Below are 25,759 nucleotides of genomic sequence, written 5' to 3'. Positions count from 1 at the left end.
TACCCTCGCCCCGAGGAAAGTGTCAAGGCGTTTCCAGCTCTTTGACGGCAGCCACCGGAGATCGGAAAGCATGTCCCCAACAGCCAGCATCAAAGACGTTGCAACCCACGCCCAAGTGGCGGTGGGAACCGTTTCCAACGTGCTGAACTATCCGGACAGGGTCTCCCCGCGAACCAAAGAAAGAGTCCTGAAATCCATCGCCGAGCTGGGTTTCGTCCGCAATGATGCGGCCCGGCAACTCCGTGCCGGCCAGAGCCGGACCATTGGGCTGATTGTGCTGGACGTGGGCAACCCCTTCTTCTCCTCAGTAGCGCGTGCAGCCGAGGATGCAGCCACGGCTCTGGGCAGCGCAGTGCTGGTGGGCGACAGCGGGCAGGACGCCACCCGGGAAGCGCACTACATGGACCTGTTCCAGGAGCAGCGCGTCCAGGGCCTGCTGATTTCCCCCGTAGGAGACGTAACGGCGCGGATCGATACCCTCCGCGAACGGGGCGTCCCCACTGTTCTGGTGGATGAACTCGCGGACACTGACCGCTGCAGCTCCGTTTCCGTGGATGACCAGGAAGGCGGGTACCTGGCCGCCAAGCACCTGCTGGACCTGGGCCGCCGTCGTCTGGCTTTTGTCGGTACCCCGAGCATCCGTCAGGTGGCCAGCCGACTCAAGGGTGCACAGCGGGCGGTGGCCGAAGTTGCCGGAGCCGGCATCGAGGTCCTGGATTCCGCCGGTCAAACCGTCCTGGCGGGCAGGCAGGTGGGCAACACGCTGGTGGAGCGCTCGCCGGAGGAGCGTCCGGAAGCTGTTTTCTGCTCCAACGACCTCCTGGCGCTTGGCGTCATGCAATCGTTGACCATGCTGCGAACGGTGAAAATCCCCGAGGACATAGCGTTGATCGGGTATGACGACATCGACTTCGCCATCTCCGCCGTGGTCCCGTTGTCCTCCATCCGCCAGCCCACGGAAGCGCTGGGCCGCACGGCAATCGAGTTGCTCGCGGAGGAGCAGGAGAACGGCGGAACCAAGCACCGGGCAGTGGTGTTCACTCCCGAACTCGTGGTCCGCCAAAGCACAGCCGGCGCATCCAACTAGGTCGCATTTGTGCGCGTTTTGAGCGGTCAAAACGCGCTTAACTGCGACCCAGTTGGGTGAACTACAGTGCGTAGATACTCCAGGACGCCGTGTGCCGGGCGCCCGGTTCCAGGCGGATCAGGTCCGTGCCGCTGTTGAAGGCATTCGGCGGGCAGGTCATGGGCTCAACGGCAAGGCCAATCCGGCTGGGGATCGGCTCCGGCTTGTCAGCCGTGTGGATCTGCAGCCACTGGCAGCTTTCGTCCCAGGACATACCCACGCCGGAGTTCCCGACGCCGGTGCCCGCCGGGTCCCGCACGGAAAGCCGCGCCAGGCCGTCGTCGAACGTCAGTCCCGTGAAGGCGTGGTCGATTTCAGTGCTGCCGATGGCGCGCTGGGCGCGGAAGTCGAAAGCGTGCCCCTCCACGGCTGCCAGCGACACAGGCAGCAACCTGTCCGGGGTGACCTCAAGGAACGATTCAGCGCTGAAATCCAACTCCCACTGGTCCAAGGGCGAAGACCCGGCCACCAGGTAGGGGTGCGGGCAGACGCCATAGGGCGCGGCCATATCGGCGGCGTTGACGGCCGTAACGGACGTGTGCAGCCCCGATTCGTCCAGCACGTAACGGGCCGAAAGTTCCAGTGCGAACGGGTAGCCCGCGGTGGGCCCCACCGCGCAGGTGAGGGTGAACGAACCGGCGTCGGATTCCTTGAGTGCCCAGTCCAGCGGGAACGCCAAGCCGTGAAGGGCGGTGCCCCTCTCCGGCTCATTGATGGGCAGGTGGTATTCCACGCCGTCAAAGCTGTAGGTGCCGTCCGCTGTCCTGTTGGGCCACGGCGCGGCAATGATTCCGCGGTAGTCCGGGATGGGCCCACCCTCAGGAAATGGGACAACCAAGTCCCGGCCCTGGAACTGCAGGACGCGCAGCGCCGCCGCGCGGGCGGTCACAATTGCTGAGTAACCGCCCGCGGTCAGCGTGAATTCGTTACTCACAGGCCGCCGGCCAGCTTGTAGTAGGCGGCGTTCCAAGCGAGTTCTTTCTTGAACTGTTTGATGGTGGTGTCCTGGTCGATGGTGAGGAGCTCGGTCTTGGCGATTTCGGCGAAGTCCTCGAATACCTCCAGGCCCACCTGCGTGGACAATACCGTGTGGTGGGCGGCGCCGGCGGTGAGCCACGCGGCGGCGGAGGTGGCGAAGTTGGGCTTCGGCTCCCAGAGCGCGCGGGCCACGGGCAGGTTGGGGAGCGGTTGGTCGAGGTCGACGACGTCCACCACGTTCGCGACCAAGCGGAACCGGTCGCGCATATCGGACAGTGCGACGACAACGCCGGGGCCGGCGTCGGTGTCGAAGACCATGCGGACGGGGTCTTCCTTGCCGCCGATGCCCAGCGGGTGGATCTCCACGCGCGGCTTTGTGGCGGTCAGTGAGGGGCAGACTTCCAGCATGTGGGCGCCCAGGATCTTCTCGCTGCCCGGTTCCAGGTGGTAGGTGTAGTCCTCCATGAGGGAGGCTCCGCCGGGCAGGTCCCCGCCCATGACCTTGGCTGCGCGGACCAGGATGGCGGTTTTCCAGTCTCCCTCTGCGCCGAAGCCGTAGCCATCGGCCATGAGCCGCTGGACGGCCATGCCCGGCAGCTGGCGCAATTCGCCCAGGTCCTCGAAGGAGGTGGTGAACGCGGCGGAACCATTGCTTTCCAGGAAGCTGCGGAGGCCCAGTTCGATCTTTGCGCTGTAGCGCAGCGACTCGTGGCGGTCGCCGCTCTTCTTTAGTTCGTCGGCCACCTCGTAGAGGTGCTCGTACTCCGCAACCAGGGCGTCGACGTCGGACTCTGCGGCCGCGTGTACAGCATCAGCGAGCTCGTTGACGGACCACGTGTTCACCGAGACGCCGAAGCGAAGCTCGGCTTCGGTCTTGTCGCCTTCGGTGACGGCAACGTTGCGCATGTTGTCACCAAAACGGGTCAGCTTCAAGGTCCGCACGGCGGCCCAACCGGCCGAGGCGCGCTGCCAGGCGCCCACCTGGCGGGCCACCTCAGGGTTGCTGACGTGCCCGACGACGGTCTTCCGCGGCACGCCGAGGCGCGACTGGATGTAGCCGAACTCGCGGTCGCCGTGGGCAGCCTGGTTGAGGTTCATGAAGTCGAAATCGATGTTTGCCCACGGCAGGTCCCGGTTGGCCTGGGTGTGCAGGTGCAGCAACGGCTTGCGGAGGGCGTCCAGGCCCTGGATCCACATCTTGGCGGGGCTGAACGTGTGCATCCAGGCAGTGACGCCAATGACGGAATCATCCGCGTTGGCCTCCAACGCGGTGCGGCGGATGGCTTCGGAATCGGTGAGGACCGGCTTCCACACGAGCTTCACCGGCACGTCACCGGCCGCGTTCAGGACGTTCGCGATCTCCTGCGACTGGGCAGCAACCTGCTTCAGGACGTCCTCGCCGTACAGGTGCTGGCTGCCGGTGAGGAACCAGACCTCGTACTGGTCAAGGGACGTGTTGTTGGCGTTCTTGCTGGATTCGGGCATGAGGGGCTCCTGGTAAGGGTGGTCAGTGGCGGACGCGGCGGCGCGTCAGCGGCCGTAAACGTTTTGGTAGCGGTGGAAAAGGGAATCGATTTTCGCCGGCTCAATGGGCAACGGCTCGCCGAGCTGGCGGGAAATGTGGACCGTCCTGGCCACTTCCTCGCACATGACCGCAGCCTTGACCGCGGCGCGGGCTGACGGGCCGATGGTGAACGGGCCGTGGTTCTGCATCAGGACGGCCGGTGAGTTGGAGTTCTTCAGAGTGTCCACGATTCCCTGGCCGATTGAGTCATCCCCAATGAGCGCGAACGGCCCCACCGGGATGGGTCCGCCGAATTCGTCACCCATCATGGTCAGCACGCAGGGGATTTCCTCGCCCCGCGCGGCCCACGCGGTGGCGTACGTGGAGTGGGTGTGGACCACGCCGCCTACCTCGGGCATGTGCCGGTACACGTAAGCGTGGGCGGCGGTATCGGAAGACGGCGAGAGATCCGGGTTTCCCCAATCCACGGTTCCTGCGCTGCCGGTATTCATGCCCCGGACAGGGGTGCCGTAGAGGTCCGTAACCACCATGTGGTCCGGGGTGAGCTGGTCATAAGAGACGCCAGATGGCTTGATCACCATCAGGTCATACCCCGGGATCCTGGCCGATACGTTGCCGGCGGTCCACACCACCAGCTGGTACCGGGTCAACTCGGCGTGGAGCTCGCAGACGTCCTTGCGGACCTTGGCGATGGTGTCCAGAAGCTGGCTCATGCGGACACCCGCTCGGCAGTGTCGGAGCCGGCAGTGTCGGAGCCGGCAGCGCCGGAGGAGGAGTTCGACGCCGGTTGGGCGGCACCCGCGCTGGCGCTGGTTGCAGGGCTGGTGCCGCGCGCCTGGCGCTGGATCGACTTCAGGCGGTGCATGACGTTGTTGGTTCCCCGGCCGAAGTAGTCGTGCAGTGTCTTGTATTCCTGGAACAGGACCTCGTACGCTGCCACGTTTTCGGGAATTGGGGTGTAGACGGCACCGGGAGCGGCGGACATGGCGGCAGCGGCTTCGCGGATGTCCTTGTACTTCCCAGCAGCTACTGCGGCGTGGATCGCGGAGCCCAACGCAGGACCCTGTTCAGAGCCGATCGTGGAAAGCTGCAAACCGGTGATGTCCGCGTAGACCTGCATGAGGAACGTGTTCTTCAGCAGCCCACCCGCCACAATGAACTCCTTGACGGGGACGCCGGAATCGCGGAACGCATCCACAATGGTGCGTGTGCCGAACGCGGTCGCTTCCAACAGGGCACGGTAGGTGTCTTCAGGTTTGGTGGCCAGAGTCTGGCCTACCACCACCCCTGACAGTTCGTGGTCCACCAGCACCGAGCGGTTCCCCGAGTGCCAATCCAATGCGATCAGGCCGTGCTCGCCAATGGCCTGTGTCCTTGCGAGATCCGTGAGGTACTCATGGATGCTCTTTCCCTGCTTTTTGGCAGCCTGGTGATATTCGGGCGGCACACCGTTTTTGGTGAACCAGCCAAAGATATCTCCGACGCCTGACTGGCCGGCCTCGTAACCCCAGAGTCCGTCCACGATTCCGCCGTCCACAACCCCGCACATGCCGGGTACTTCGCGCAGGACATCGCCGTTCATGACGTGGCACGTGGAGGTGCCCATGATCGCAACGAGTTGTCCCGGCTCAACGGCGTTCGCTGCGGGTGCACTGACGTGGGCGTCCACGTTGCCCACGGCTACCGCGATACCAGCCGGGAGGCCTGTCCAGGCAGCAGCTTCCTCTGTGAGGTAGCCTGCGGCGTCACCCAGCCGACCAATGGTGTGCTCCAGCTTTTCTGCGACGAACCCTTGGAAATCAGGGTTGAGGGCTGCAAGGAAATCCTCTGACGGGTACTTGCCGTCCTGGTAAATGCCCTTGTAACCCGCGGTGCAGGCATTGCGGACGTAGTTGCCGCTCAGCTGCCAGACGATCCAGTCGGCCGCTTCAACCCAGTGGTCCATGGCGGCATAAACTTCAGGATCTTCCTCAAGGAGCTGCAGTCCCTTGGCGAACTCCCACTCAGAGGAGATCAATCCGCCGTAGCGGGGAAGCCAGGCCTCGCCACGTTCTTCAGCCAGCTGGTTGATCCGGTCAGCCTGCGGCTGCGCAGCGTGATGGCGCCACAGCTTCACGAAAGCATGGGGTCGGTCAGCGAAACGCTCCAGTTCGTTCAGCGGAGTTCCGTCGGCCGTTTCAGGGACCATGGTGCAGGCGGTGAAGTCGGTGGCGATGCCCACCACGTTCTCCGGGTTGATCCCGGCTTCGGCGACGGCGGCCGGTACGGCATTGCGCAGGACATCGCGGTAGTCGTTGGGTACTTGCAACGCCCAGTCTGCGGGGAGGCGCAGCCCGCTGCCGGGGAGCGTGTCAGCCACCACTGCGTGCGGGTATTCAAACACGCCGCTGCCGAGCTCGGCGCCATCCGAGACACGCACAACGACGGCGCGCCCGGACAGGGTTCCGTAATCCACGCCGATGACAAACTGCTCATCGAGCGGGAGGTTTTCAGAGGTATTCATGGGGTCTCCATCCGGCTGGCCAGGGCCTCATTGCCGGGGGTCGGGGTGGAAAAGTGAAGGACGTCTGTAAGCAATTGTTAGCGCTCACAACTTTGATGTCAAGAGCGCCAATGTGAAAGGCCGGATGCCTTCAGCGCTATGGCAAGTACATAGCGGCGAAGGTATCCGGCCAGCCCTTAGGTTCGATTGGGTGTGGTAGGTGACCCTAGATGAGGGCGGTCATTACATTCCAGCCTTGGCCGATCTGGGACCTGGACTTCCATCCACCGCGACCATCGCCCGGATAGAGCCACAAATTGCCAGCCAAGTCCCTGCCCATAACGTCAACATTGCCGTCGCCGTCGAAGTCTCCTGGACTCGTCATCGAATTCATAATGTTCCAACCTGAACCGACCTGAGTTCGCGCGTTCCAGCCGCCCTTACCGTTGCCGGGATAAAGCCACAAGGTGCCGCTGCTGTCCCGGGCCAGGACGTCGGAGTGACTATCACCATTAAAGTCACCTGTGCCGGTGATCGACGTCATAACGTTCCAGCCCTGACCAATCTGGGAGCGGGGATGCCAGAAATGGTCATTGTCACCGGGATATAGCCAAAGGCTTCCGTTTTCTTCGCGTGCCAACACGTCAACCGAGCCATCGCCATCAAAGTCTCCGGGAGTAACCAGGGCATTCATGACATTCCAGCCGGTTCCAGCAGGCCATGGGATTGCCCAACCATCCGCTGTTCCGCCATATTGCCAGAGGCTGCCCTTCGCATCGCGGGCCATCACGTCTGACCATCCGTTTCCGTTGAAGTCCCCGGGGCTGATGATCGCGTTCATCGAATTCCACCCCTGGCCGACTTGGCTCCGTTGTTGCCATCCGCCCTTTCCATCTCCGGGATACAACCAGAGTCGGCCGTCCGCATCCCGCGCCAGGACGTCCGACTTATGGTCACCAGAGAAGTCTCTCGAGGGGCGGGTTGCCGCCACAGTGATTGCAAGCTGAGGGGATACAGAATCGGTTCCTACCCCGTTGCTGGCAGTGATTCTGAAGGTAAAAATACCCTTGGCGTTCAGTCTTCCCGAGAGCAGTCCCGTTGTTGGCTCCAAGGCCAGGCCGGGCGGCAGCGACCCGTTGGTTACAGCGAAGCGGGGAGCAGGTGACCCGGTTGCAGTAAAGCGCTGTGAATAGCTGTCGTCAACCGATGCGTTGGGAAGGCTCCCCTGTAGGGTCAGCTTAGGAGCAGATGATGGGGCGCCCTCCCGAATGACGGAAATTGCACCTGTTTGCTCACTCGCGACAAAAACATTGCCGCTGCTGGTATCGACGGCGATGCCCCGAGGCTGAGCAGCCACCGGGAGGGTAGAAACCACGGCATTTCCCCGGAGCATGGCGACGGTGCTCTCTCCGGCGTCAAGTATGTAAGCAGTATGCGAAGAAGGGTCCAGTGCGATGTCCGCTGGGGTATACCCCAAAGGTATGGTCGCCGCAATACTCATTCCATTTACGATCGAAATTGCGTTGTCGTCCATGCTGGCAACGTAAAGAGAGCGTGTCGCCTGATCTACTGCGAGAGCAGTCGGATTTCCGGGAACCTTGATCGTACCCACGACCTCGGACCCGTTCAGAACCGTCACCGTTTTCGTCGAAAAACTCGCAACGTAGGCTGTGCCCGTTGATGAATCCACGGCAACATCCGTGGGATCCCCATCGATGATGACAGTGGAGGTGACCGTGGTGCCTTGGATGACGGAAACCGACCGCCCAACGGTGTTCGTCACGTAGACGGCGTGGGTCTTCGAGTCGACTGCGACGCTGAAGGGACGCAGGCCAACGGGGATCGTTGCCGTTACCTTATTGTCCCTAATGACGCTTACGTTATTGCTGTCCATGTTGCTGACGTAGGCAGTATGGGTTGCCGGGTCAACGGCGACGTCCCATGGGCGCTCGCCCACTGGAATTGTGGCCACCACCGAAGTTCCGCTAACGACGGACATTGTGTTGGTCCAGCTATTAATGGCGTACAGCGTTTGAGTGGTCGGATCAACCGCCACAGACTTTAGGCCTTGGTCAAGAAGGATGTTGCTGACCACCGCTGGTGCGGCGGTTGCAGGGGACGGCGAAAGTGGTGACGCTGCAAGCACAACGGCCAGTGCGACGGCCGCCGTGGCGCTGCGAGGGGTAAGGGTGCGCATGAAACCAAAGACTAACGCCAGGCGTCTGACATCTTGCCATCCAACTACCGTTTTGGCGGCGAAGCCTTGGCTGGCTTACTTGGTGGGAGGCTGGGCCGTGGTGGAGCGCACCACCAAGTGGGGAGTGACGGTCGCGGCCTCAACGGTTGTCCCACCGTCGAGCCTGTCCAACAGCAGCCGTATGGAGCGCTGCCCCAACTCCTCGAAGTTTTGGGCCACTGTTGTCAGGGGTGGGATGAAATAGGCCGATTCGGGTTGGTCATCGAAGCCCACCACACTGATATCCTCCGGAACCCTGACGCCGGCTTCGTGGAAGGCACGGAGCACACCCAGGGCCATCTGGTCGTTGGCCACAAAAAGCGCGGTCACTGTGCGGTCGCGGGCAATGGTGAGCCCTGCCCGATAGCCGCATTCCGCGCTCCAGTCGCCCTCGATCAAGGTCTGCGGCTCGAATCCAGCGTCCGTCAAGGCCTCCCTCCAGCCCTCGATGCGGGCTGCGGCATCAATCCAGTCGGCCGGTCCGGACAAGTGCCCGATGCTGCTGTGGCCGTGGTCCAGCAAGTGCTGAACGGCCAGGCGTGCCCCCTCGCGCTGATCCACTGTGGCACCACTCAGCTGCTCATCACCGCTGGAACCCACCGCCACCAATGGCACTTGGGCGGCAATATCCCGGAGGACTTCAAACGTTCCCGGGTGCGGCACGGTGACCACAATGCCGTCCACGCCTTGATCCATGAAGTGGGCCACGGCGTCTTTGATGGTCTCCGGAGTGACTTCCCTCAACCCGGCAACACTCACAAAATACCCTGCGTCCCTCGCTGCCTGCTGCACGCCCAGGAGGGTGTGGGATGGCCCGTACTGGGCCATCTCACTGCCCAGCACACCTATGGTTTGGGACCGCCGCGTGACCAGGCTGCGGGCGGCTGTGTTGCGGCGGTAGCCAAGCTCAGTGATGGCATCTTCCACGCGCTCGCGGGTCTTGGTGCTCACGTTGGGATGGTTATTGAGCACCCTGGAGACAGTCTGGTGAGACACCCCTGCCACACGGGCTACGTCTTCCATGACGGGCGGGCGGGCTGATGTGGATTGTTCAGAGCTCACCCTGTCACGATAAAGCACCCAGGCCCCTGATCAGCCAGCGGCTACCTTCGCGGCGTAATGACGGTAGGTTCCCAAGAACGCTGCTGGCTGCTCCGTACCCCGCGCCTGCACGTTGACGCCCTCCAGCTGCCAGTCGGGCAAGTGACCGGTGAGGACGGCGGCTGCCTGCCGGGCCGCACCATCAGCAACGTATTCGCCGGGCGTGGGCACGAACACCGGCAATCCGAACGCTGCCGCTGCCACAGTTTGCACCGCTTGGGACTGCGCGCCGCCGCCCACCAGGATGACGCGCCGGGCTGTGACGCCTTGACGTTGAAGTGCCGCCAGCCCATCAGCCAGGGAACACAGCACACCTTCGATTGCTGCCCGGGCCAGATTGGCGGGAGTGTAGTTGGACAGTGTGAGTCCATGAAGGGAGCCCGTGGCATCCGGGAGATTGGGCGTCCGTTCGCCTTCGAAGTAAGGGACCAGGGAGAGGCCGTCGGCACCTTCCGGGGCCGACAATGCGAGCTCTCCCAATTCCTTCAGTGACACTCCCAGCAGGGTTGCCGTGGCATCAAAGATCCGGGTGGCGTTAAGGGTGCATGCCAGGGGAAGGTAGTTGCCGGTGGCGTCCGCGAATCCCGCCACCAGGCCGGTTGCATCCTGCGCGGGCGTGTCCGACACCGCGAACACGGTCCCGGACGTGCCGATGGAAATCACGACATCCCCGACGCCGGCGCTCACGCCAAGACCTGCTGCTGCGTTGTCACCGGCCCCTGGTCCTATTAAAGCGCCGCCCGGGGTCTTGGCAGCAACGTCCATGGGGCCAACAACGGCTGGAAGAACAGGAACGTGGCCGAGGGTGTTTTCCAGGACGTCCGGCAGGTATTCACCCGTACTTGCCGAGAAGTACCCGGTGCCTGAGGCGTCGGAGCGATCTGTCCGCAGCATGTCCAACGAGCCGGTCCCGGGACCGTGGCCGGCCAGACGCCATGACAACCAATCGTGGGGGAGGCACACCGCCGCTGTCCGTTGCGCGCTTTCCGGTTCGTTCCGCGCCAGCCAGTGCAGCTTGGTAGCGGTGAGCGAGGCCACGGGGACAGTACCCGTGGTGGCGGCCCAGAAGGATGCTCCCGCTGCGGCGTCACCATTGCCGGCGTCAAGAATCAGTTGCTCCGCATCGGGTGCGGAGCGGGTGTCGTTCCACAACAGTGCGGGCCGAACCACTTCCCCGTCCTGGTCCAGGCACACCATGCCGTGCTGCTGGCCGCCCACGGCCAAGGCATCTACATCATCCAAGCCTCCGGCCTGGGCAATTGCTTCCTGGAGTGCGGCCCACCAATGTTCCGGATGGACCTCGGATCCTTCCGGGTGGGACGCGCGGCCTTGGCGGACCAGCGCGCCGGTATCAGAATCCCTGATGACCACCTTGCATGACTGGGTGGAACTGTCGATCCCGGCTACGAGAGGCATGAATATTCCTTTGGGACGCGGGTGGGCGTGCTACGGGATGAGCCCGGCACGCCCACCAGCGGTGTTATGGCGGGTGGATGCAGACTAGCGCGAGCCGAGCAGGTGCTCGATGGCCAGCTGGTTGAGCCGCACAAAAGCGAAGGAGCGCTCCGCAGCCTGATCGGCGTCGAAGGTCTCAAAGGCGGTGGCGTCGGCCAGAAGGTCGGCAGTGGTCTCGCCGGCGTTCAGGGTGGGCTCACCCAGTTCGAAGACGCCGGAGGTGGCCAGTGCTTCCTGGACCTCGGGATCCGCACGGAAGGCCAAGGCACGTTCCTTGAGCAGCAGGTACATGGACATGTTGGACTTCGCGGATTCCCACACGCCGTCGTAGCCATCGGTGCGGGAAGGCTTGTAGTCGAAGTGTCGCGGGCCGTCGTACGTGGGTCCGCCGTTCGGGAAGCCGTTCTCCAGGAGGTCCACGGTAAAGAAGGCACTGGTGAGATCGCCGTGGCCGAAAACCAGGTCCTGATCGTACTTGATGCCGCGCTGGCCATTGAGGTCAATGTGGAAGAGCTTGCCGGCCCACAGGGCCTGGGCGACGCCGTGGGTGAAGTTCAGGCCTGCCATCTGCTCGTGGCCGGTTTCCGGGTTGAGACCAACAATGTCGCCGTGTTCCAGTTGCGCGATGAAGGCAAGGCCATGACCCACCGTGGGAAGGAAGATATCGCCGCGGGGCTCGTTTGGCTTGGGCTCCAGGGCGATCTTCAGCCCGTAGCCCTTTTCCTTGATGTAGCCCGCAGCGGTGTCCACGCCCTCTTTCATGCGGTCCAGCGCTGCGGACAGATCCTTGGAACCGTCGTATTCGCTGCCTTCGCGGCCGCCCCACATAACAAAGGTCTCGGCTCCCAGTTCGGCAGCGAGGTCGATGTTCCGGAGGATCTTGCTGAGCGCAAAGCGGCGAATGGAGCGATCGTTGGAGGTAAAGCCGCCGTCCTTGAAAACGGGGTGGCTGAAGAGGTTGGTGGTGACCATGGGGGTCTTCAGGCCGGTCTCGGCCAAAGCGGACTTGAAGTTCTTCAGAATCAGATCGCGCTCGGACGCCGTGGCGTCGAAGGGGATCAGATCATTGTCATGGAAGGTGATGCCGTAAGCGCCAAGCTCGCTGAGCTTGTGGACGGCTTCCACGGGATCCAGCGCCGGACGGGTTGCTACGCCGAAGGGATCGGCACCTGTCCAGCCGACAGTCCAGAGGCCAAAGGTGAAGCGATCCTGGGGGGTGGGCTGCGGGGTCATTTTGCTCCTTTGCAAAGCACTGGGGGCGAAGGGCAGATAAGCGCTTCAATTAGTTTTCAATCTGAACTATATGGGGGATGATGGATCATGGTCAATGGAAGTCGGAAAGTTTTTCAGAACCCGGGAAGGGGTCCCATGCCTGTGAACGAGCCCCACTCTCCGGGTCGCGTCGGTGACGTCCGTCGTCGGAATCTCTCGCTTGTCCTGGACTCCATTGCGCGGACCGGGGACGCCAAACCCAGTCGGGCGCAGCTCGCGGCAGGAACCGGCCTGACCAAGGCGGCTGTTTCCAGTCTGGTGGCAGACCTGGTGGAATCCGGCCTGGTGTCGGAAGTGGGCCTTTACCGCGATGGTGAGCGGGGCCGGCCCGGGCAGGGTTTGGAGCTGAGTACCCGTCGTGGCGTGGTTGGCATGGAAATCAACGTTGATTACTTGGCCGTTGGCCTGGTGGAGCTCGGCGGGACGCTGAGGTTCCACACGCTGGTTGAGTCGCCCAATAGAGGATTGTCTCCCGAGGAAGTCATGAAGCGGCTCGGAGTCCTGGCCGTGCAGGCCAAAGCAGCTGCGGAGGACCATGGCATCGCGATTCTGGGCGGCGGTCTGGCAGTGCCGGGGCTGGTGGATGAGGACAGCCACACGGTGTTGTCCGCCCCCAACCTGCAATGGGAGCGCGAACACTTGAACCCTGGCCGGCTCTTGGACGGCGCGCCCTTGGGGGTCAGGCTGTCCAATGAGGCGAACAGTGCCGCCCTCGGAGAGCTTTGGTATGGCGGCGGTCCCTCCGATTTTCTCTATGTTTCCGGTGAGGTGGGCGTAGGTGGTGGCGTGATCATCGGCTCCGAGCTGTACCTGGGGCCGGGCGGGTCGGCCGGTGAACTTGGCCATATTGTGGTCCACCCCGATGGGCCCCCATGCTCCTGTGGCGGACGGGGCTGCCTGGAGACCTTTTCGGGGCAGGAAGCGATCTTCGAAGCTGCCCGGATTCCTTCGGGAACGTTGGCGGAACGGACAAGTCTTCTGTTGGCCGCCTTGGCGGCCGGGGAGCCCCTGGCTAGTCAGGCAGTTCACGACGCCGGAAGGTACTTGGGCGTGGCGCTCGCGTCCTCGGCACGCCTCATGGACATTGAGGCCGTGGTGCTGGGCGGGCATTTTGCCATTCTGGGCGAGTGGCTCAGGCCCGCCCTGCTGGAGAGCCTGGACAAATACGCGCCGGGTCTCCTGGATCCGGCCAATTTGACGGTGTCCGCGCTGGAGCACTCCGGGACCATTCTTGGTGCGGCCGGGCAGGTCATCCGGTCCGTCATCGAGTCGCCTTTCGAGTTCCTGCTGGCCACCAAACTGGCGTAGCGTGTAGGCGGCCCGGGGCGCCAACGCGGGCTCTGGAGGGATTTGGGCCGCAAACTTGCCGAGGAAGCTTCGCATAATTGATCAGCATGCTTACCATTGAGTGATCAGTTGTACGTACCCTCCGAAACGAGCGAGTGCCCTATGGCCACACAAGACTCAGCCCACACCAGTACGGCAAAAGCGCGCACGGCGCCTACTCCGGAGGACTCCCGGAAGCCGGACAGTCCCAACGATCTCGCGAAACCCACATGGACGTACATAGCAAAAAGGACGCTCCGCGAGTTCATCAAGGATCAGTGCCCTGATACCGCTGCCGGCCTCACCTACTACGGAGTCCTGGCGCTTTTCCCCGCACTTCTGGCTCTGGTCTCCCTGCTGGGGCTTTTCGGTGATGCCGGAAAGACCACCAGCGCCCTCCTGGACATTGTGCAGCAGTTCGCCCCGGGCCCCGGTGTGGATACCATCCGCCAGCCGATCGAGGAACTGACCAAGTCCAGTGCGGCCGGCTTGACCTTCGTCTTCGGCCTGGTAGTGGCACTGTGGTCCGCATCCGGTTACGTTACGGCCTTCAGCCGGGCCATGAACCGCGTTTACGAAGTGGATGAGGGCCGTGGTTTCGTCAAGCTGCGCGGCACCATGCTGGCCGTTACCGTCGTCGCCGTTGTTGGTGCTGCGCTGGTTGCCGCCATGCTGGTCCTCAGCGGTCCCGTGGCCGAGGCAATCGGCGGCGTCATCGGCCTGTCCGATACCTTCCTCACCGTCTGGAACATCGCCAAGTGGCCCGTCCTCGTCATCATTGTTGTGGCCATCATTGCGGTGCTTTATTACTTCACCCCCACTGTGAAGCAGCCCAAATTCCGCTGGATGAGCATGGGCTCCCTATTCGCCCTGGTGATATTCGCGCTGGCTTCCTTGGGCTTTGGTTTTTACGTAGCCAACTTCAGCAACTACAACAAGACCTACGGTGCGCTGGCCGGCGTGATCATCATGCTGCTGTGGCTCTGGATCCTGAACATGTCCCTTCTCTTCGGCGCCGAGTTCGATGCCGAAATGGAACGGGGCCGCCAGTTGCAGGGTGGAATCAAGGCTGAGGAGAGCATCCAGCTGCCGCCGCGCGACACCAAGAAGAGCGACAAGATGCAGGAAAAGGAAGACCAGGTCATTCGGGACGGCGAAGAAATCCGCGAGACCCACGGTGGCGAGACCCACGGTGGCGAGCCGAAAAGGAACAAGTAGTGAAGGTGGCCGCGATGAGTGCCGGCATGCAACAGAAGAAGCTCAAAGCCGTCAAGGGCGGGGATAGTCTCCGGATCGGTGGCCAGACTTTCCGGGTCAACTCCGTGGAACCCCAAGAGGGTTCAGGCAACATCAGGCTTGAACTGGAAGGGCGCGACGGCGGCTCCGTCACCTTTATCGGACTGCCGAAGGCCAAGGTGCACCTCGCTGCACAAGCCTCCTGAATTCGGCAGCGCTGAAGCTTCCCGTCCGGGCTGAACTCGTGCCATGGTTTCACCATGCAAACGGTGTACGAGGCGGCTGGCGGTACGGACTTCCTTCTGGGTCTGGCTCAAGCGTGGCACGTCAGGGTGGTTGAGGACGAGGTGGTGGGCCATGCCTTCCGTCACGGGGTGCACCCTGAGCATGTCCAGCGTCTGGCGGCCTACTGGGGCGAGGCTTTGGGTGGTCCGCGGCTGTACTCGGGAAACTACGGTGACCAGACCTCTGTTGTGAAGATGCACAGTGGAAACGGTCCTCATGAAGAGATGAATAGGCGGGCGATCGAGTGCTTTGACCAAGCGCTGACAGATGTAGGAGTGACAGCTGACCCGCTCCGCGAAACCCTTCATGACTACTTCGCTTGGGCCACCAACAACAGCATGGCCCGCTACGAGCGTTCTGCTGACGACGTCCCGTCCGGGCTGCGGATACCCCAATGGTCGTGGGGCGGTCTGGTTCCAGGCTGAAGCCCGGATCCCTCCCCAACAAGGGTGTGCCGCCACCACCTTGTTTCAGCCTTCAACCCGGGAGAAGCACCCTCCCAGCGGCGTGTCTCCTCAGTGGGGACGTCAAAGTGGGTGGTGGCGGCACGCCCTTGGCAGCTCCCGGGCACCAAAAAGCGGGCCCCTGCCGTGACCTTGGCAGGAACCCGCTGGTTTTTGGAGCGATCCTCCCGCGGAGCTTAGGGCATCCGCGGGAGGATCACGTTGTTAGGCGAACGGGAGGACGAGCTCCGCGTAGCGCTGCTTCATGGTTTCCAGGACGGTATCGCCATCGGCGTCCCAAATTTCCTGGTTGAAGATTTCAACTTCAATGTCTCCCTTGTATCCGGCGTCCCTGACCCAGGTGCCGATAGTGGCGAAGTCAATGACGCCGTCGCCCATCATGCCGCGGGACAGCAGTGCATCGGCTGCGATCGGCAGGTTGAAATCGCACACCTGGTAGGAGGCAATGCGGTTTTCGCGGCCGGCACGTTCGATCTGCGCCTTCAGTTCCGGGTCCCACCAGACGTGGAAGGTGTCGACGGCGACGCCAACAGCCTTCACGTCGTACGGCGCGGCGAGATCCAGGGCCTGGCCAAGGGTGGAGATCAATGCGCGGTCCGCGGCGTACATCGGGTGCAGGGGTTCGAGCACCAAGCGGATGCCGTTTTCGGAGGCGAAGGGAACGAGTTCCTCGAGCCGGTCCGCCACGCGCTGGCGGGCAGCCACCACGTCCTTCTCTCCGGGAGCAAGCCCGCCAACCACCAGGAACAGTTCCTGGGTGTCCAGCGCTACTGCTTCGCGGACGGCCTCAAAGTTGTCGGCCAAAGCGGCGGCCTGTCCCTCGGCGTCCGCAGCGGTCAAGAAGCCACCGCGGCACAACGAGGAAACGCGGAGTCCTGCGTCCTTGATGAGCTTGGCTGCCTTATCCAAGCCAGCTTCGGCCACGCGGTCACGCCACGGCCCGATCGCGGGGATGCCAGCGCGTGCGCAACCGTCAACGGCTTCGGCCAACGTCCACTTTTTGGTGGTGGCGCTGTTCAGGGAGAGTCGTGAGAAGTCCGTGCTCATGCGCCTACTCCGTTGATCCGCAGGAAGTCGGACATGCGGAACGCCGCCAGCGAGGGATCCTTCAGCAAGCCCGCCTGGTCTGCCAGTTCGAAGGTCTTGGCCAAGTGCAGGACCGATCGGCCCGAGTGGAGGCCACCCACCATCTGGAAACCGGGCTGCTTGCCGTTGAGCCAGGACATGAACGCGATCCCGGTCTTGTAGTAGAACGTGGGTGCGCTGAAGATGTGCTTTCCGAGCTCGCGGGTGGAGTCCAGGATGGCGCGCCCTTCGGCGCCCTGGCCGGCGTCGTACTTCTGCAAAGCAGCTGAAGCGGCCGGGTAGATCGCAGCGAAGATGCCCAACAGGGCGTCCGAGTGGTGCGTCTGGTCGCCGTCGATCAGTTCCGGGTAGTTGAAGTCGTCCCCGGTGTACAAGCGCACACCGGAAGGCAGGGCCGCGCGGAGGGCTACCTCGTGCGAGGCGTCCAGCAGCGAAACCTTTACGCCGTCAACCTTGTCCGAGTGTTCGCGGATCAGGCTGAGGAACGTTTCGGTGGCCACAGAGACGTCGTCGGAGCCCCAGTAGCCTGCCAGTGCGGGGTCAAACATGGTGCCGAGCCAGTGCAGGATGACGGGCTGGTCAACTTCGTGCAGGAGTGTCGAGTAGACGTGCAGGTAGTCGTCGGCGCCGTTGGCAACCTTGGCCAGGGCGCGGGATGCCATGAGGATGACCTTGGGACCGGCCTCGCTGACCACCGCGATCTGCTCGCGGTAGGCGTCGATGACAGCCTGGATTCCTGCGGCCCCGGAAGGGAGGGTGGCGATGTCCAGCTGGTCCGTGCCGGCGCCGCAGGACACGAGGTCCCGGACGGACTTTCCGGCGATGGCGGCGTTGCCCGCTGCCACGACGGAAGCGGCCTCGGTGCCGGTCCGCTTGATGAGCTGCTGGGTCGCGGCCCAATCCAGGCCCATGCCGCGCTGTGCGGTGTCCATGGCATCGGCAACGCCCAAGCCATAGGACCACAGCTCGTGCCGGTACGCCAGGGTGGCGTCCCAGTCGAGCTGGGCCGGGGCGCCGGGGGTGTTGTCCGCGGAAACCTCAGGGATGACGTGCGCTGCGGCATAGGCGCGGCGGGCCGTCAAGGGAGCAGTCGGCCTGGCCCACGATGTGGCCGCCTGAAGGCGGTACTCGCGGGTGCCGCCGTCGTTAGTGGGAAGAATCAGTGACGTCATTAGAGGGTGATCTCCGGGATGTCGATGGTGCGGCGTTCAGCCGAGGACTGCAGGCCGAGCTCGGCCAACTGCACACCACGGGCTGCGGAAAGCAGGCCGAAGCGGTGCTCGCGGCCGGCGACGACGTCGCGCAGGAACTCTTCCCACTGCAGCTTGAAGCCGTTGTCCAGTTCAGCGTTGGCGGGAACTTCCTGCCACTGGCTGCGGAAGGATTCCGTGACGGGCAGGTCCGGGTTCCAAACAGGCTTGGGGGTGTGGGCGCGCTGCTGCGCAACGCACTTGTTCAAACCGGCGACGGCGGAACCGTGCGTGCCGTCGATCTGGAACTCAACCAGTTCGTCGCGGTAGACGCGAACGGCCCAGGAAGAGTTGATCTGGCCGATGACGTCGTCGCCGCCAGGGGTTTCGAGTTCGAAGATGCCGTAGGAAGCGTCGTCCGCGGTGGCCTTGTATTCCTTGCCGGCCTCGTCCCAACGTGCGGGGATGTGCGTGGCGGTCTTGGCGTTGACGCTCTTGACCTTGCCGATGATGCCTTCAAGGACGTAGTTCCAGTGGCAGAACATGTCAGTGGTCATTCCGCCGCCGTCTTCCTTGCGGTAGTTCCAGGAGGGGCGCTGTGCAGCCTGGACGTCGCCTTCGAAGACCCAGTAGCCGAACTCGCCGCGGATGGACAGGATGCGGCCAAAGAAGCCTTCGTCCACCAGGCGGCGGAGCTTGACCAGGCCGGGGAGGTACAGCTTGTCGTGCACAACGCCTGCGGTGACGCCGGCGTCCTTGCCGATCTGCGCGAGCTCGATTGCCTCTTCCAGGGTCTCGGCCGTGGGCTTCTCGGTGAAGATGTGCTTGCCGGCGCGCATGGCCTTCTTCAATGTGGCGGCGCGGAGGCTGGTCATGGAAGCGTCGAAGATGATGTCAACGGTGGGATCGGCGATGACGGCGTCCAGGTCGGTGGTCCATTCGGAGACCTTGTGGAGCTCGGCGAGTTCGCGGATCTTGGCTTCGTTGCGGCCCACCAGGATCGGTTCAACCTGAACCTTGGTGCCATCTTCCAGCGTGAAGCCACCGGCATCGCGGATGGGCAGGATGGACCGCAGCAAGTGCTGGCGGTAGCCCATACGGCCGGTGATGCCGTTCATGGCGATGCGGATCGTCTTTGTTTCGAAGCCCATGTTTTCTCCAAGTGCTGGGTTGTGCCTGCCGCTACGGTGCAGCAGTAGATGCCGAGTGTGTGGGAAAGCGCATTCCCATTGCTAAAGATCATGCAACACGGCGGGGCGACTTGGCAAGCGCTTTCCGGAAAAGAGCCAGGGAACTGCGATAATTTCTTCAAGCGCCAGCCTCGACGCGTTCGCAGCGAAGGAGGCGCTCGCAGAAAAGGAGGGCCGCGTGGCCGCCAGCACACTCAGTGAAGTAGCCCGTTTGGCAGGAGTTTCCCTGGCCACGGCGTCCAGGGTCCTCAACGGGTCCTCCCGAAAGCCGGCCGAAGGCATTGCCGAGCGGGTACGGGAGGCAGCCGACAAGCTCGGCTATGTGCCCAATGCCCAAGCCCAAGCCTTGGCAAAGTCCAGCTCCGGGCTCATCGGCCTGATTGTCCACGACATCGCCGATCCCTACTTCTCCGCGATAGCACGTGGCGTGCAGGAAGCTGCCCGCCAGCAAAACCGGATGGTGCTCTTGGCCTCCACGTCAGGCGATCCGGCGGATGAGCGGGAAGCTGTTGCGGCTTTCGCGGCCCGCCGTGCAGACTCCATTGTGATTGCCGGATCCCGTTCAGAACGCGCGGAGGATCAGCAAGGAAACGCCCTCCTGGCCGCGGAACTGGACCGGTACTGCCGCAACGGCGGGCATGTGGGCGTGCTTGGCCACCCGGTTGTAGGTGCGTCCGCAACCGAGGGGTACCACGTGGTGAAGGTTCCCAACGAGGAACTCGCTTCCGGTCTTGCCTCTGAGTTGGCCGCCTCCCACGATGGCGATTTCCTGATCGTTGCCGGGCCTGAGGGCTTGTATACCTCCGATGACAGGGTCCGGGGGTTCCAGCGCGGGCTCGCAGATGCCGGACGTCCAGCGGCTGAGGTGGTCCGGACCGGCTTCAACCGGGCCGGAGGTTACGAAGCCGGCAAGGCCCTTGCCGCGCGGATCACGTCGTCCAAGCGGCGGCTTTGCATCTTTGCCGTCAATGATGTGATGGCCATAGGAGTCACAGCGGCATTGCGTCCGGAAGGCGTGTGGATTCCCCGCGACGCCACCATCGCTGGCTTTGACGACATTGAAACGCTCCGGGACTTCCGCCCGGCATTGTCCACGGTGCACCTTCCCCTGGAGGACCTGGGCCGGCTCGCAGCGGGTGATCCGGACACTCCACCAATGAGCGGCACGGTCAAGCTCCGCCGCAGTACGGAAGCCCCGGTGGAATCGCAGGCATGACAGTGCCGCCCCTCACGGCGCCCCGTGGACTTACGGTGATTCCCGCCGTCGGGCGTTCCGGCAAGGCGGCGCCAGCGGTCCTGGTACTGCCCGGCGGAGGCTACGCGAAAACGGCTGACCACGAGGCCGAACCCGTGGCAGAGTGGCTCGCTTCGTTGGGCATCCATGCCTTCGTGCTGCGGTATCCGGTGGCGCCGCATCGGCATCCGGCGCCGCTGGCCGCCGCGAAGCAGGCCATGCTGTGGATCCGGAGTGGCGCTCACGGAGTCACTGTGGATCCGAATCGTGTGGGCGTCCTTGGCTTTTCTGCGGGCGGGCATCTTGCCGCTGCGTTGTCCGTGGGGGTTGCCGTTGGCGATGCCTCACTGGACCTTGCCGGGGCTCATCCGGACCTCAGCATCCTCTGCTATCCGGTCATTTCCTTCGTGGACGCGGTTCATCAGGGGTCGGTGGACAACCTGGCCGGCGCGGATGCAGCCACGGATGTTCTGCAGGCGTTGTCTGCCGAACTGCACGTCACTCCGGCAACGCCCCCGGCGTTCATCTGGCACACGGCCGACGACGAATCCGTCCCCGTCAGCCACAGCCTGGCCTACGCAGGAGCGCTCAGCAGGGCAAGGGTTGCCGCGGAGCTGCACGTGTTCCCGAACGGCATCCACGGCATCGGCCTCGCGGCCGGAACTTCCGGTGCAGATCAGTGGACCGCGCTCTGCGCCGCGTGGCTCGGGCGGATGTGGGCTTAGTCCTCGCCCAGGGTGATGGTGTGCAGGAAGGCAGCATCGTTGAGCACGTTGTCCGGAAGGTCGTCCTCGACGAATTCCAGCATGATGTCCATGTCCGTGCCGTTGCCCCGCAGGACATCGGTGACGGTCTGCCACAGCAATTTCCGGTTCCTCAAGGGGAAGCGCTCGGCTTCCGGCCCCCAGGAGAAGCAGTGAATGCCCACCACATGCGGCAGGACCTGGTGGAGGGACTCCAGCGCCTGCTGGTCGGAAAGTCCGACGGCGGGCTGCCAGTACGTGCCGACGTTGGGGTGGTTCACCCGGTCCAGCAAGTCGAGTGTGGTTCCGGGGGAGTCGGTGAGGGTGTTCCCGTGATACTCGAAAGCAACCGCCACTCCGCGCTGCCCGGCCAGATCCGCAATGCGTCGCGCGTCCGCCACTACGGCATCCCAATGATTCTGATCCGCATCAGCTGAGCCCAGTTCCCCGGCCCAGACGCGGACTCTGGGTGCTCCCGCTGCGACGGCCAGGTCCAGCTCGCGCTCGAAATCGCCGGATGACCCGACGCGATAGTAAGTGCCCAGGGAGAGGACTTTCATCCCGGCCTCTTCGGTGGCCTTCCTCGCGTGCGCTGCTGATTCGGTATCGCTGACGTGGACGTCGGTGCCCCATTCGATTCCCGCCAGGCCTGCCTCCGAGGAAATTCGTACCACCTCGTCGATTCCCTGTGCGCGGAGGGTGACGGAACAAATGCCGGGCGTGAGGTCAGCCAGCGTGGTGAGGTCGATCATGCTTCACAGGATACCGGGAATGCGCTTACCCGGTAAGGGTGTATCAATTGGTGGGCGGACCCGACGCCCCCCTTTCCGCCGGGCGCGCCCGTTGCGCGCCGGCACCGCACCCTTTCGCGCCCCGCGCACCCGAGGTTCATGGTGCAAATGGCGGAAACGGGTGCGGCAGGCCGTCCGGCAACCACTAGTTCGACTTACTCAGTGTCCGGCCCATGATGGCCTGGGTGAGGGCATCGATGACTTCGGCGTTGGCCAGCGGGTTGCGGATCAAGGTGAAGTCGACATCACCCACTGGCGGGAGGCCGAACCGCTGGGTGATCACTTTCAGGTCCTCGGGCACCAGGGACGCCGGCATCACAGCTACTCCGATGCCCGCCCGTACTGCTGCAAGTACTCCGCTGATCTGCTTGGTGCTGCACGTAATACGCCACGTTCTGCCCTCGGCCTCCAGGGCGTCGATGGCCAGTTTTCGGCTAAGGCTGGGCGCCGGGTAGGCGATGAGCGGGACCGGGGCTCCGGGCTCAAGGATGGTTTGCTCGACGCCCACCCACGCAAAGTTGTCGTGTCGGACCACCGTGCCCTCCTTGGCTCCGGCCACCCACTTCACGAACACCAGGTCCAGCTGCCCGGCATTGAGCCGCTTGTAGAGCTGGTCACTCTGGCTGACGGTGAGCTCCAGGTTGATTTGCGGGTACAACTGCCGGAATTCGCGGAGAATCCGGGGGAGGCCGGTGATGGCGAGGTCGTCGGCGGTGCCAAAACGGAGCCGCCCGCGCATGGCTGAACCGGAAAAGTAGCGGGCGGCGGAGTCGTGGGCTGCCAGGATGCTGCGGGCAAATCCGGCCATGGCATCGCCGTTGTCGGTGAGCCTGACTTCACGGGTATCGCGCGCCACGAGCACGCGTTTGGCGGCGGCTTCCAGCTTGCGGACGTGCTGGCTGACGGTTGGTTGCGCGAGTCCCAGGCGTTCCGCCGCCTTGGTGAAACTCAGGGTTTCTGCGACGGCAAGAAAGGAGCGGAGCTGGACAGGTTCGAACACGATACTCCTAAAGCGCAGGTCAGCGCCGGGCCGGAGTACTGCGCCGCTTCCCCTTGTGCTGCAGGCAGCCCATTGCATTCCGCAATGCTAGTTATAGGCGCAATACGCTTCCATAATTGCTGCTGGCAACCATAGCGTTAAACGCATCCCACCGAAACTCTCAATCCGAGGACTACTTTTGGCACCCCCACCGCCTGCAGCGGCAAACGTCAGCCAGCCCGTCATCGATTCCCTGTCAGCACCTCAGCCTGCCGACACCGTCACCCAGCCACTCGCCGTCGTGAGCGAAAAGCTGCCCTGGCGGCACACCTTCATCTCCCTGAAGGTCCCCAACTTCCGGATCTTCGCGATTGGCCACTTCATCGCCGTGATCGCCATCTGGATGCAGCGCATTGCGCAGGACTGGATGGTGCTCCAACTTTCCGGGTCCGTCACCGCCGTAGGAATTACGGTGGCGTTGCAGTTCATGCCGTCACTTTTCCTTGGCCCGTGGGGCGGCATGATCGCCGACCGCTTCGCCAAGCGCAAGATCCTCATCATCTGCCAATCGGCGGCCGCGGTACTCGCCGCCCTCCTCGCGGTGCTGTCCCTGAGTGGCCGCGTCGAGGTATGGCACGTCTACGTCATCGCGCTTGCCCTCGGCTTCGTGACCGTGCTGGACCAGCCAGCCAGGCAGGTGTTCGTCAACGAGCTCGTAGGACCCAAGTACCTGCGCAACGCCATCAGCGTTAACTCCACAACGTTCCAGCTTGGAGGCCTGATTGGGCCCGCCCTGGCCGGTGTGCTGCTCACGGCAGTTGGTGCCGGGTGGGCGTTCGCCGCCAATGCCGTGGCGTGCTGCTCCACCGTGGCGATGTTGCTGATCCTCCGCAAGGACCAGCTGCACCTCAGCCAGCCCACGCCGCGCAAGAAGGGCATGCTCCGCGAAGGACTCAACTACGCGCTGAGCAAGCCCACCATCTACTGGCCATGGTTGATGGCCGGCTTCGTGGCAGTTTTCGCCATGAGCCTGCCGGTTCTGCTGGCCGCCTTCGCGGACCACGTGTACGACGCCGGTGCCGGAGGCTACGGCCTGCTGAATGCCATGGTTGCGCTCGGTGCACTCGCGGGAGCGGTAGCGTCCACGCGACGCCGCCAGTTGCGGTTGCGCTCTGTAGTGACGTCGGCGGGTCTGTACGGCCTGATGCTCTGTGTGTCCTCATTGATGCCAACCATGGTGTGGTTCAGCGTCACCATGGTCCTGGCCGGATTCTGGTGCCTGATGTTCCTCACCGCGGCCAACCAAATGGTCCAGACCAGCTCTAACATGAGCATCCGCGGCCGTGTGATGAGCCTGTACCTGGTGGTGCTCATCGGTGGACAGGCCATTGGCGGTCCCATGATGGGGTGGCTGGCCGAGCACTTCGGTCCGCATCTGGCCGTCCTGGTCTCCGGCGGTGTGCCGGCCATCGCAGCTGCGGTAGTCGCCGTCGTACTGGCCCGGAAGTCGTCCCTGCACCTCAAGGTGGACCTGCGCGACCGGCGGCGCGTGCTGCGGATCGTGGACCGGGCACAGGCAGCTTAAACGTAACCAGCGCCTGCGGTAGGACCGCGGGCGCTGGTTTGAGGGCTTCGTCAGACCGCCGGCAAGTGCGGATACTCCGCCGAGCGTCCTTGGAATTCCAGGATGTCCGGGTTGCGGATCACGCCCTCGCGGATTTCGATGGCGCGGGAGATGGTCTCGTTGCCATCCCATTCGCCCGGTCCCGCCACCACTGTTTCCAGGAAGGGGAGCAGGGCCTCGCTGATTTCCCAGCTTGCCGAATTCCACAGGTAGGACGGGCTGTGGTCCACGGCGTAGTAGTTCACGTGCCCGCCCACCCGGAACATGGGCTCATCAAAGGTGGTGGTCCGGGCCCAGCTGAACCCCATGCCCTCGTCGCAGGAAACGTCCACAATGAGGCTGTCCGGCTTGAACTCCGTCAGGTCCTCGGTCCGCAGATAAGTCAGCGGTGCATTCGGGTCCTGCAGGGTGCAGTTCACCACGATGTCCGCCGCTGCCAGGAACGGCGCAAGGGGTTTGCGGCCCTTGTCCGTGATCACTTCGCTGAGGAACGGCGCCTTGCTGTCATGGTCGAACTGCACGATCCGCACGGAGTGGATCGGAGACCCGACGGCGGCAACGCCACGGTTGGTCAGGACCTGGACGTCGTGGATGCCGTGGGCATTCAGTGCCGTCACAGCGCCCCGCGCCGTGGCCCCAAAGCCAATGACGACGGCGCTGAGCCGGCGGCCGTAGTCGCCGGTGGAACCAGTGAGTGCCAAAGCATGCAGCACGGAGCAATAGCCTGCGAGCTCGTTGTTCTTGTGGAACACATGCAGGCCAAAGCCGCCGTCGCCGGCCCAGTGGTTCATGGCTTCGAAAGCGATGAGCGTGAGCTTCTTGTCGATGGCCAACTGGGTGATGGCGCGGTCCTGCACACAGTGCGGCCAGCCCCATAAGGTTTGGCCGTCGCGGAGTTCGGCCAGATCCTGGGCCTGCGGCTTGGGCAGCAGAATGACGTCGCTGCCTGCAATCAACTCCTGGCGAGTGCCGAGCCCGCCCACCAACGTTTCGAGCTTGCTGTCCGGGACACCGAAGCGTTCGCCGTAGCCGAACTCAAAGCGCAGTTGTCCGCGAACCTCCGGAGCAATGCGCTCCAAATGCTGCGGGTGGATCGGCAGGCGCTGCTCGTGGGGTTTCAGCGAGGAAGCGAGGACGCCGATGCTCAGCTGGCCGGTTGGCGCGGTCACTTCTTGTTGCCGGTAGAAGGCTTTGCGGCCTCGGTGGCGGAGGACTCGGAAGCCCGCTTATCCGCACGTTTTTCCTTGATGGATTTGCTGGATTTCTTCGACGCGGTTTGGCGCGGTGATTTGTCGCCCATGATGGCTCCCTTAGAGCGGAATCGAAATGACTCCTGACTCCTGACCATACACCCCCACAGGAGGCGCGGTGCCGGGCTGTCAGGTGAGTACCGTCGTCGGGCATTCAGTGCCTTGACGCAAAGAACCCCGGATCGC

General features: G+C 63.6%; 23 protein-coding genes. 8 read left to right on the top strand and 15 right to left on the bottom strand.

Annotated features, from left to right (window positions below):
* Nucleotides 1-70: 70 nt before the first annotated feature.
* Nucleotides 71-1,087 (top strand): LacI family DNA-binding transcriptional regulator, encoded by a 1,017-nt coding sequence (locus JOE60_RS16240; protein ID WP_167267677.1) that lies wholly within the window; start codon nucleotides 71-73, stop codon nucleotides 1,085-1,087.
* A 61-nt stretch (nucleotides 1,088-1,148) separates the two neighbouring features.
* On the opposite strand, the gene JOE60_RS16235 is transcribed toward JOE60_RS16240, so the two are convergent.
* From JOE60_RS16235 to xylA, 8 genes are all read right to left on the bottom strand, one after another.
* Nucleotides 1,149-2,060 (bottom strand): aldose epimerase family protein, encoded by a 912-nt coding sequence (locus tag JOE60_RS16235; RefSeq protein WP_167267675.1) that lies wholly within the window; start codon nucleotides 2,058-2,060, stop codon nucleotides 1,149-1,151.
* Nucleotides 2,057-3,589 carry an L-arabinose isomerase gene (gene araA, locus JOE60_RS16230; protein WP_167267673.1) on the bottom strand — a complete coding sequence of 511 codons (1,533 nt, stop codon included), beginning with the start codon at nucleotides 3,587-3,589 and terminating at the stop codon, nucleotides 2,057-2,059. The genes JOE60_RS16235 and araA overlap by 4 nt, the downstream gene beginning before the upstream one ends.
* A 45-nt stretch (nucleotides 3,590-3,634) precedes the next feature.
* Nucleotides 3,635-4,342, bottom strand: coding sequence for an L-ribulose-5-phosphate 4-epimerase (locus JOE60_RS16225; protein WP_167267671.1), 708 nt, complete (start codon nucleotides 4,340-4,342; stop codon nucleotides 3,635-3,637).
* A complete protein-coding gene (gene araB / locus JOE60_RS16220; protein ID WP_239528892.1) occupies nucleotides 4,339-6,132 on the bottom strand; it encodes a ribulokinase in 1,794 nt (597 codons plus the stop codon). The genes JOE60_RS16225 and araB overlap by 4 nt, the downstream gene beginning before the upstream one ends.
* A gap of 205 nt (nucleotides 6,133-6,337) precedes the next feature.
* Nucleotides 6,338-8,308: an FG-GAP-like repeat-containing protein gene (locus JOE60_RS16215; protein ID WP_167267669.1), complete on the bottom strand. Its 1,971-nt coding sequence runs from the start codon at nucleotides 8,306-8,308 to the stop codon at nucleotides 6,338-6,340.
* 75 nt (nucleotides 8,309-8,383) lie between these two features.
* Nucleotides 8,384-9,370 (bottom strand): LacI family DNA-binding transcriptional regulator, encoded by a 987-nt coding sequence (locus tag JOE60_RS16210; RefSeq protein ID WP_167267781.1) that lies wholly within the window; start codon nucleotides 9,368-9,370, stop codon nucleotides 8,384-8,386.
* Between the two features lie 69 nt (nucleotides 9,371-9,439).
* Complete coding sequence (gene xylB / locus JOE60_RS16205) at nucleotides 9,440-10,864, bottom strand: xylulokinase (protein ID WP_167267667.1); 1,425 nt, start codon at nucleotides 10,862-10,864, stop codon at nucleotides 9,440-9,442.
* An 84-nt stretch (nucleotides 10,865-10,948) separates the two neighbouring features.
* Nucleotides 10,949-12,136, bottom strand: a complete 1,188-nt coding sequence (gene xylA, locus JOE60_RS16200; protein WP_167267665.1) for a xylose isomerase — start codon at nucleotides 12,134-12,136, stop codon at nucleotides 10,949-10,951.
* 135 nt (nucleotides 12,137-12,271) lie between these two features.
* Between xylA and JOE60_RS16195 the strand changes: the two genes are divergently transcribed.
* The 4 genes from JOE60_RS16195 (at nucleotide 12,272) to JOE60_RS16180 (ending at nucleotide 15,447) form a co-directional block, all read left to right on the top strand.
* Nucleotides 12,272-13,483, top strand: coding sequence for an ROK family transcriptional regulator (locus tag JOE60_RS16195; protein ID WP_167267663.1), 1,212 nt, complete (start codon nucleotides 12,272-12,274; stop codon nucleotides 13,481-13,483).
* 141 nt (nucleotides 13,484-13,624) lie between these two features.
* Nucleotides 13,625-14,719 (top strand): YihY/virulence factor BrkB family protein, encoded by a 1,095-nt coding sequence (locus JOE60_RS16190; protein WP_167267661.1) that lies wholly within the window; start codon nucleotides 13,625-13,627, stop codon nucleotides 14,717-14,719.
* A 14-nt stretch (nucleotides 14,720-14,733) separates the two neighbouring features.
* On the top strand, nucleotides 14,734-14,943 hold the full coding sequence (locus tag JOE60_RS16185) for a hypothetical protein (protein WP_167267779.1): 210 nt from the start codon (nucleotides 14,734-14,736) through the stop codon (nucleotides 14,941-14,943).
* A gap of 54 nt (nucleotides 14,944-14,997) precedes the next feature.
* The gene (locus JOE60_RS16180; protein WP_167267659.1) at nucleotides 14,998-15,447 is read left to right on the top strand and encodes a group II truncated hemoglobin; all 450 of its coding nucleotides are present in this window, start codon (nucleotides 14,998-15,000) and stop codon (nucleotides 15,445-15,447) included.
* Nucleotides 15,448-15,690: 243 nt separating this feature from the next.
* On the opposite strand, the gene JOE60_RS16175 is transcribed toward JOE60_RS16180, so the two are convergent.
* The 3 genes from JOE60_RS16175 to JOE60_RS16165 are packed head-to-tail and all read right to left on the bottom strand — an operon-like array spanning nucleotide 15,691 to nucleotide 18,913.
* The gene (locus tag JOE60_RS16175) at nucleotides 15,691-16,533 is read right to left on the bottom strand and encodes a sugar phosphate isomerase/epimerase family protein (protein ID WP_167267657.1); all 843 of its coding nucleotides are present in this window, start codon (nucleotides 16,531-16,533) and stop codon (nucleotides 15,691-15,693) included.
* Nucleotides 16,530-17,744 carry a dihydrodipicolinate synthase family protein gene (locus JOE60_RS16170; protein ID WP_167267655.1) on the bottom strand — a complete coding sequence of 405 codons (1,215 nt, stop codon included), beginning with the start codon at nucleotides 17,742-17,744 and terminating at the stop codon, nucleotides 16,530-16,532. The genes JOE60_RS16175 and JOE60_RS16170 overlap by 4 nt, the downstream gene beginning before the upstream one ends.
* Nucleotides 17,744-18,913: a Gfo/Idh/MocA family protein gene (locus tag JOE60_RS16165; protein ID WP_142937728.1), complete on the bottom strand. Its 1,170-nt coding sequence runs from the start codon at nucleotides 18,911-18,913 to the stop codon at nucleotides 17,744-17,746. Before JOE60_RS16165 ends, JOE60_RS16170 begins: the two co-directional genes overlap by 1 nt.
* 217 nt (nucleotides 18,914-19,130) lie before the next feature.
* On the opposite strand from JOE60_RS16165, the gene JOE60_RS16160 reads away from it, so the two are divergent.
* Both JOE60_RS16160 and JOE60_RS16155 read left to right on the top strand, forming a co-directional pair.
* On the top strand, nucleotides 19,131-20,168 hold the full coding sequence (locus JOE60_RS16160; protein ID WP_167267653.1) for a substrate-binding domain-containing protein: 1,038 nt from the start codon (nucleotides 19,131-19,133) through the stop codon (nucleotides 20,166-20,168).
* Nucleotides 20,165-20,911 (top strand): alpha/beta hydrolase, encoded by a 747-nt coding sequence (locus JOE60_RS16155; protein ID WP_167267650.1) that lies wholly within the window; start codon nucleotides 20,165-20,167, stop codon nucleotides 20,909-20,911. The genes JOE60_RS16160 and JOE60_RS16155 overlap by 4 nt, the downstream gene beginning before the upstream one ends.
* Here JOE60_RS16155 and JOE60_RS16150 read toward each other — a convergent pair.
* Together JOE60_RS16150 and JOE60_RS16145 are read right to left on the bottom strand one after the other, a co-directional pair.
* On the bottom strand, nucleotides 20,908-21,681 hold the full coding sequence (locus tag JOE60_RS16150) for a sugar phosphate isomerase/epimerase family protein (protein WP_167267647.1): 774 nt from the start codon (nucleotides 21,679-21,681) through the stop codon (nucleotides 20,908-20,910). The two genes, JOE60_RS16155 and JOE60_RS16150, sit on opposite strands and share 4 nt — an antisense overlap.
* Before the next feature lie 184 nt (nucleotides 21,682-21,865).
* Nucleotides 21,866-22,720 (bottom strand): LysR substrate-binding domain-containing protein, encoded by an 855-nt coding sequence (locus JOE60_RS16145; protein ID WP_167267645.1) that lies wholly within the window; start codon nucleotides 22,718-22,720, stop codon nucleotides 21,866-21,868.
* 178 nt (nucleotides 22,721-22,898) lie between these two features.
* Between JOE60_RS16145 and JOE60_RS16140 the strand changes: the two genes are divergently transcribed.
* A complete protein-coding gene (locus JOE60_RS16140; RefSeq protein ID WP_167267642.1) occupies nucleotides 22,899-24,284 on the top strand; it encodes an MFS transporter in 1,386 nt (461 codons plus the stop codon).
* Nucleotides 24,285-24,334: 50 nt separating this feature from the next.
* On the opposite strand, the gene JOE60_RS16135 is transcribed toward JOE60_RS16140, so the two are convergent.
* The gene (locus JOE60_RS16135) at nucleotides 24,335-25,492 is read right to left on the bottom strand and encodes a Rossmann-fold NAD(P)-binding domain-containing protein (RefSeq protein ID WP_167267640.1); all 1,158 of its coding nucleotides are present in this window, start codon (nucleotides 25,490-25,492) and stop codon (nucleotides 24,335-24,337) included.
* Entirely contained in the window at nucleotides 25,489-25,623 is a 135-nt protein-coding gene (locus tag JOE60_RS18520) for a hypothetical protein (protein WP_011776304.1), read from the bottom strand. Before JOE60_RS18520 ends, JOE60_RS16135 begins: the two co-directional genes overlap by 4 nt.
* Between the last annotated feature and the right edge of the window lie 136 nt (nucleotides 25,624-25,759).

Origin of the sequence: Paenarthrobacter ilicis (assembly GCF_016907545.1) — a bacterium.
Classification (GTDB): Bacteria; Actinomycetota; Actinomycetes; order Actinomycetales; family Micrococcaceae; genus Arthrobacter; species Arthrobacter ilicis.
This window is presented reverse-complemented; position numbering and strand designations above follow the sequence as displayed.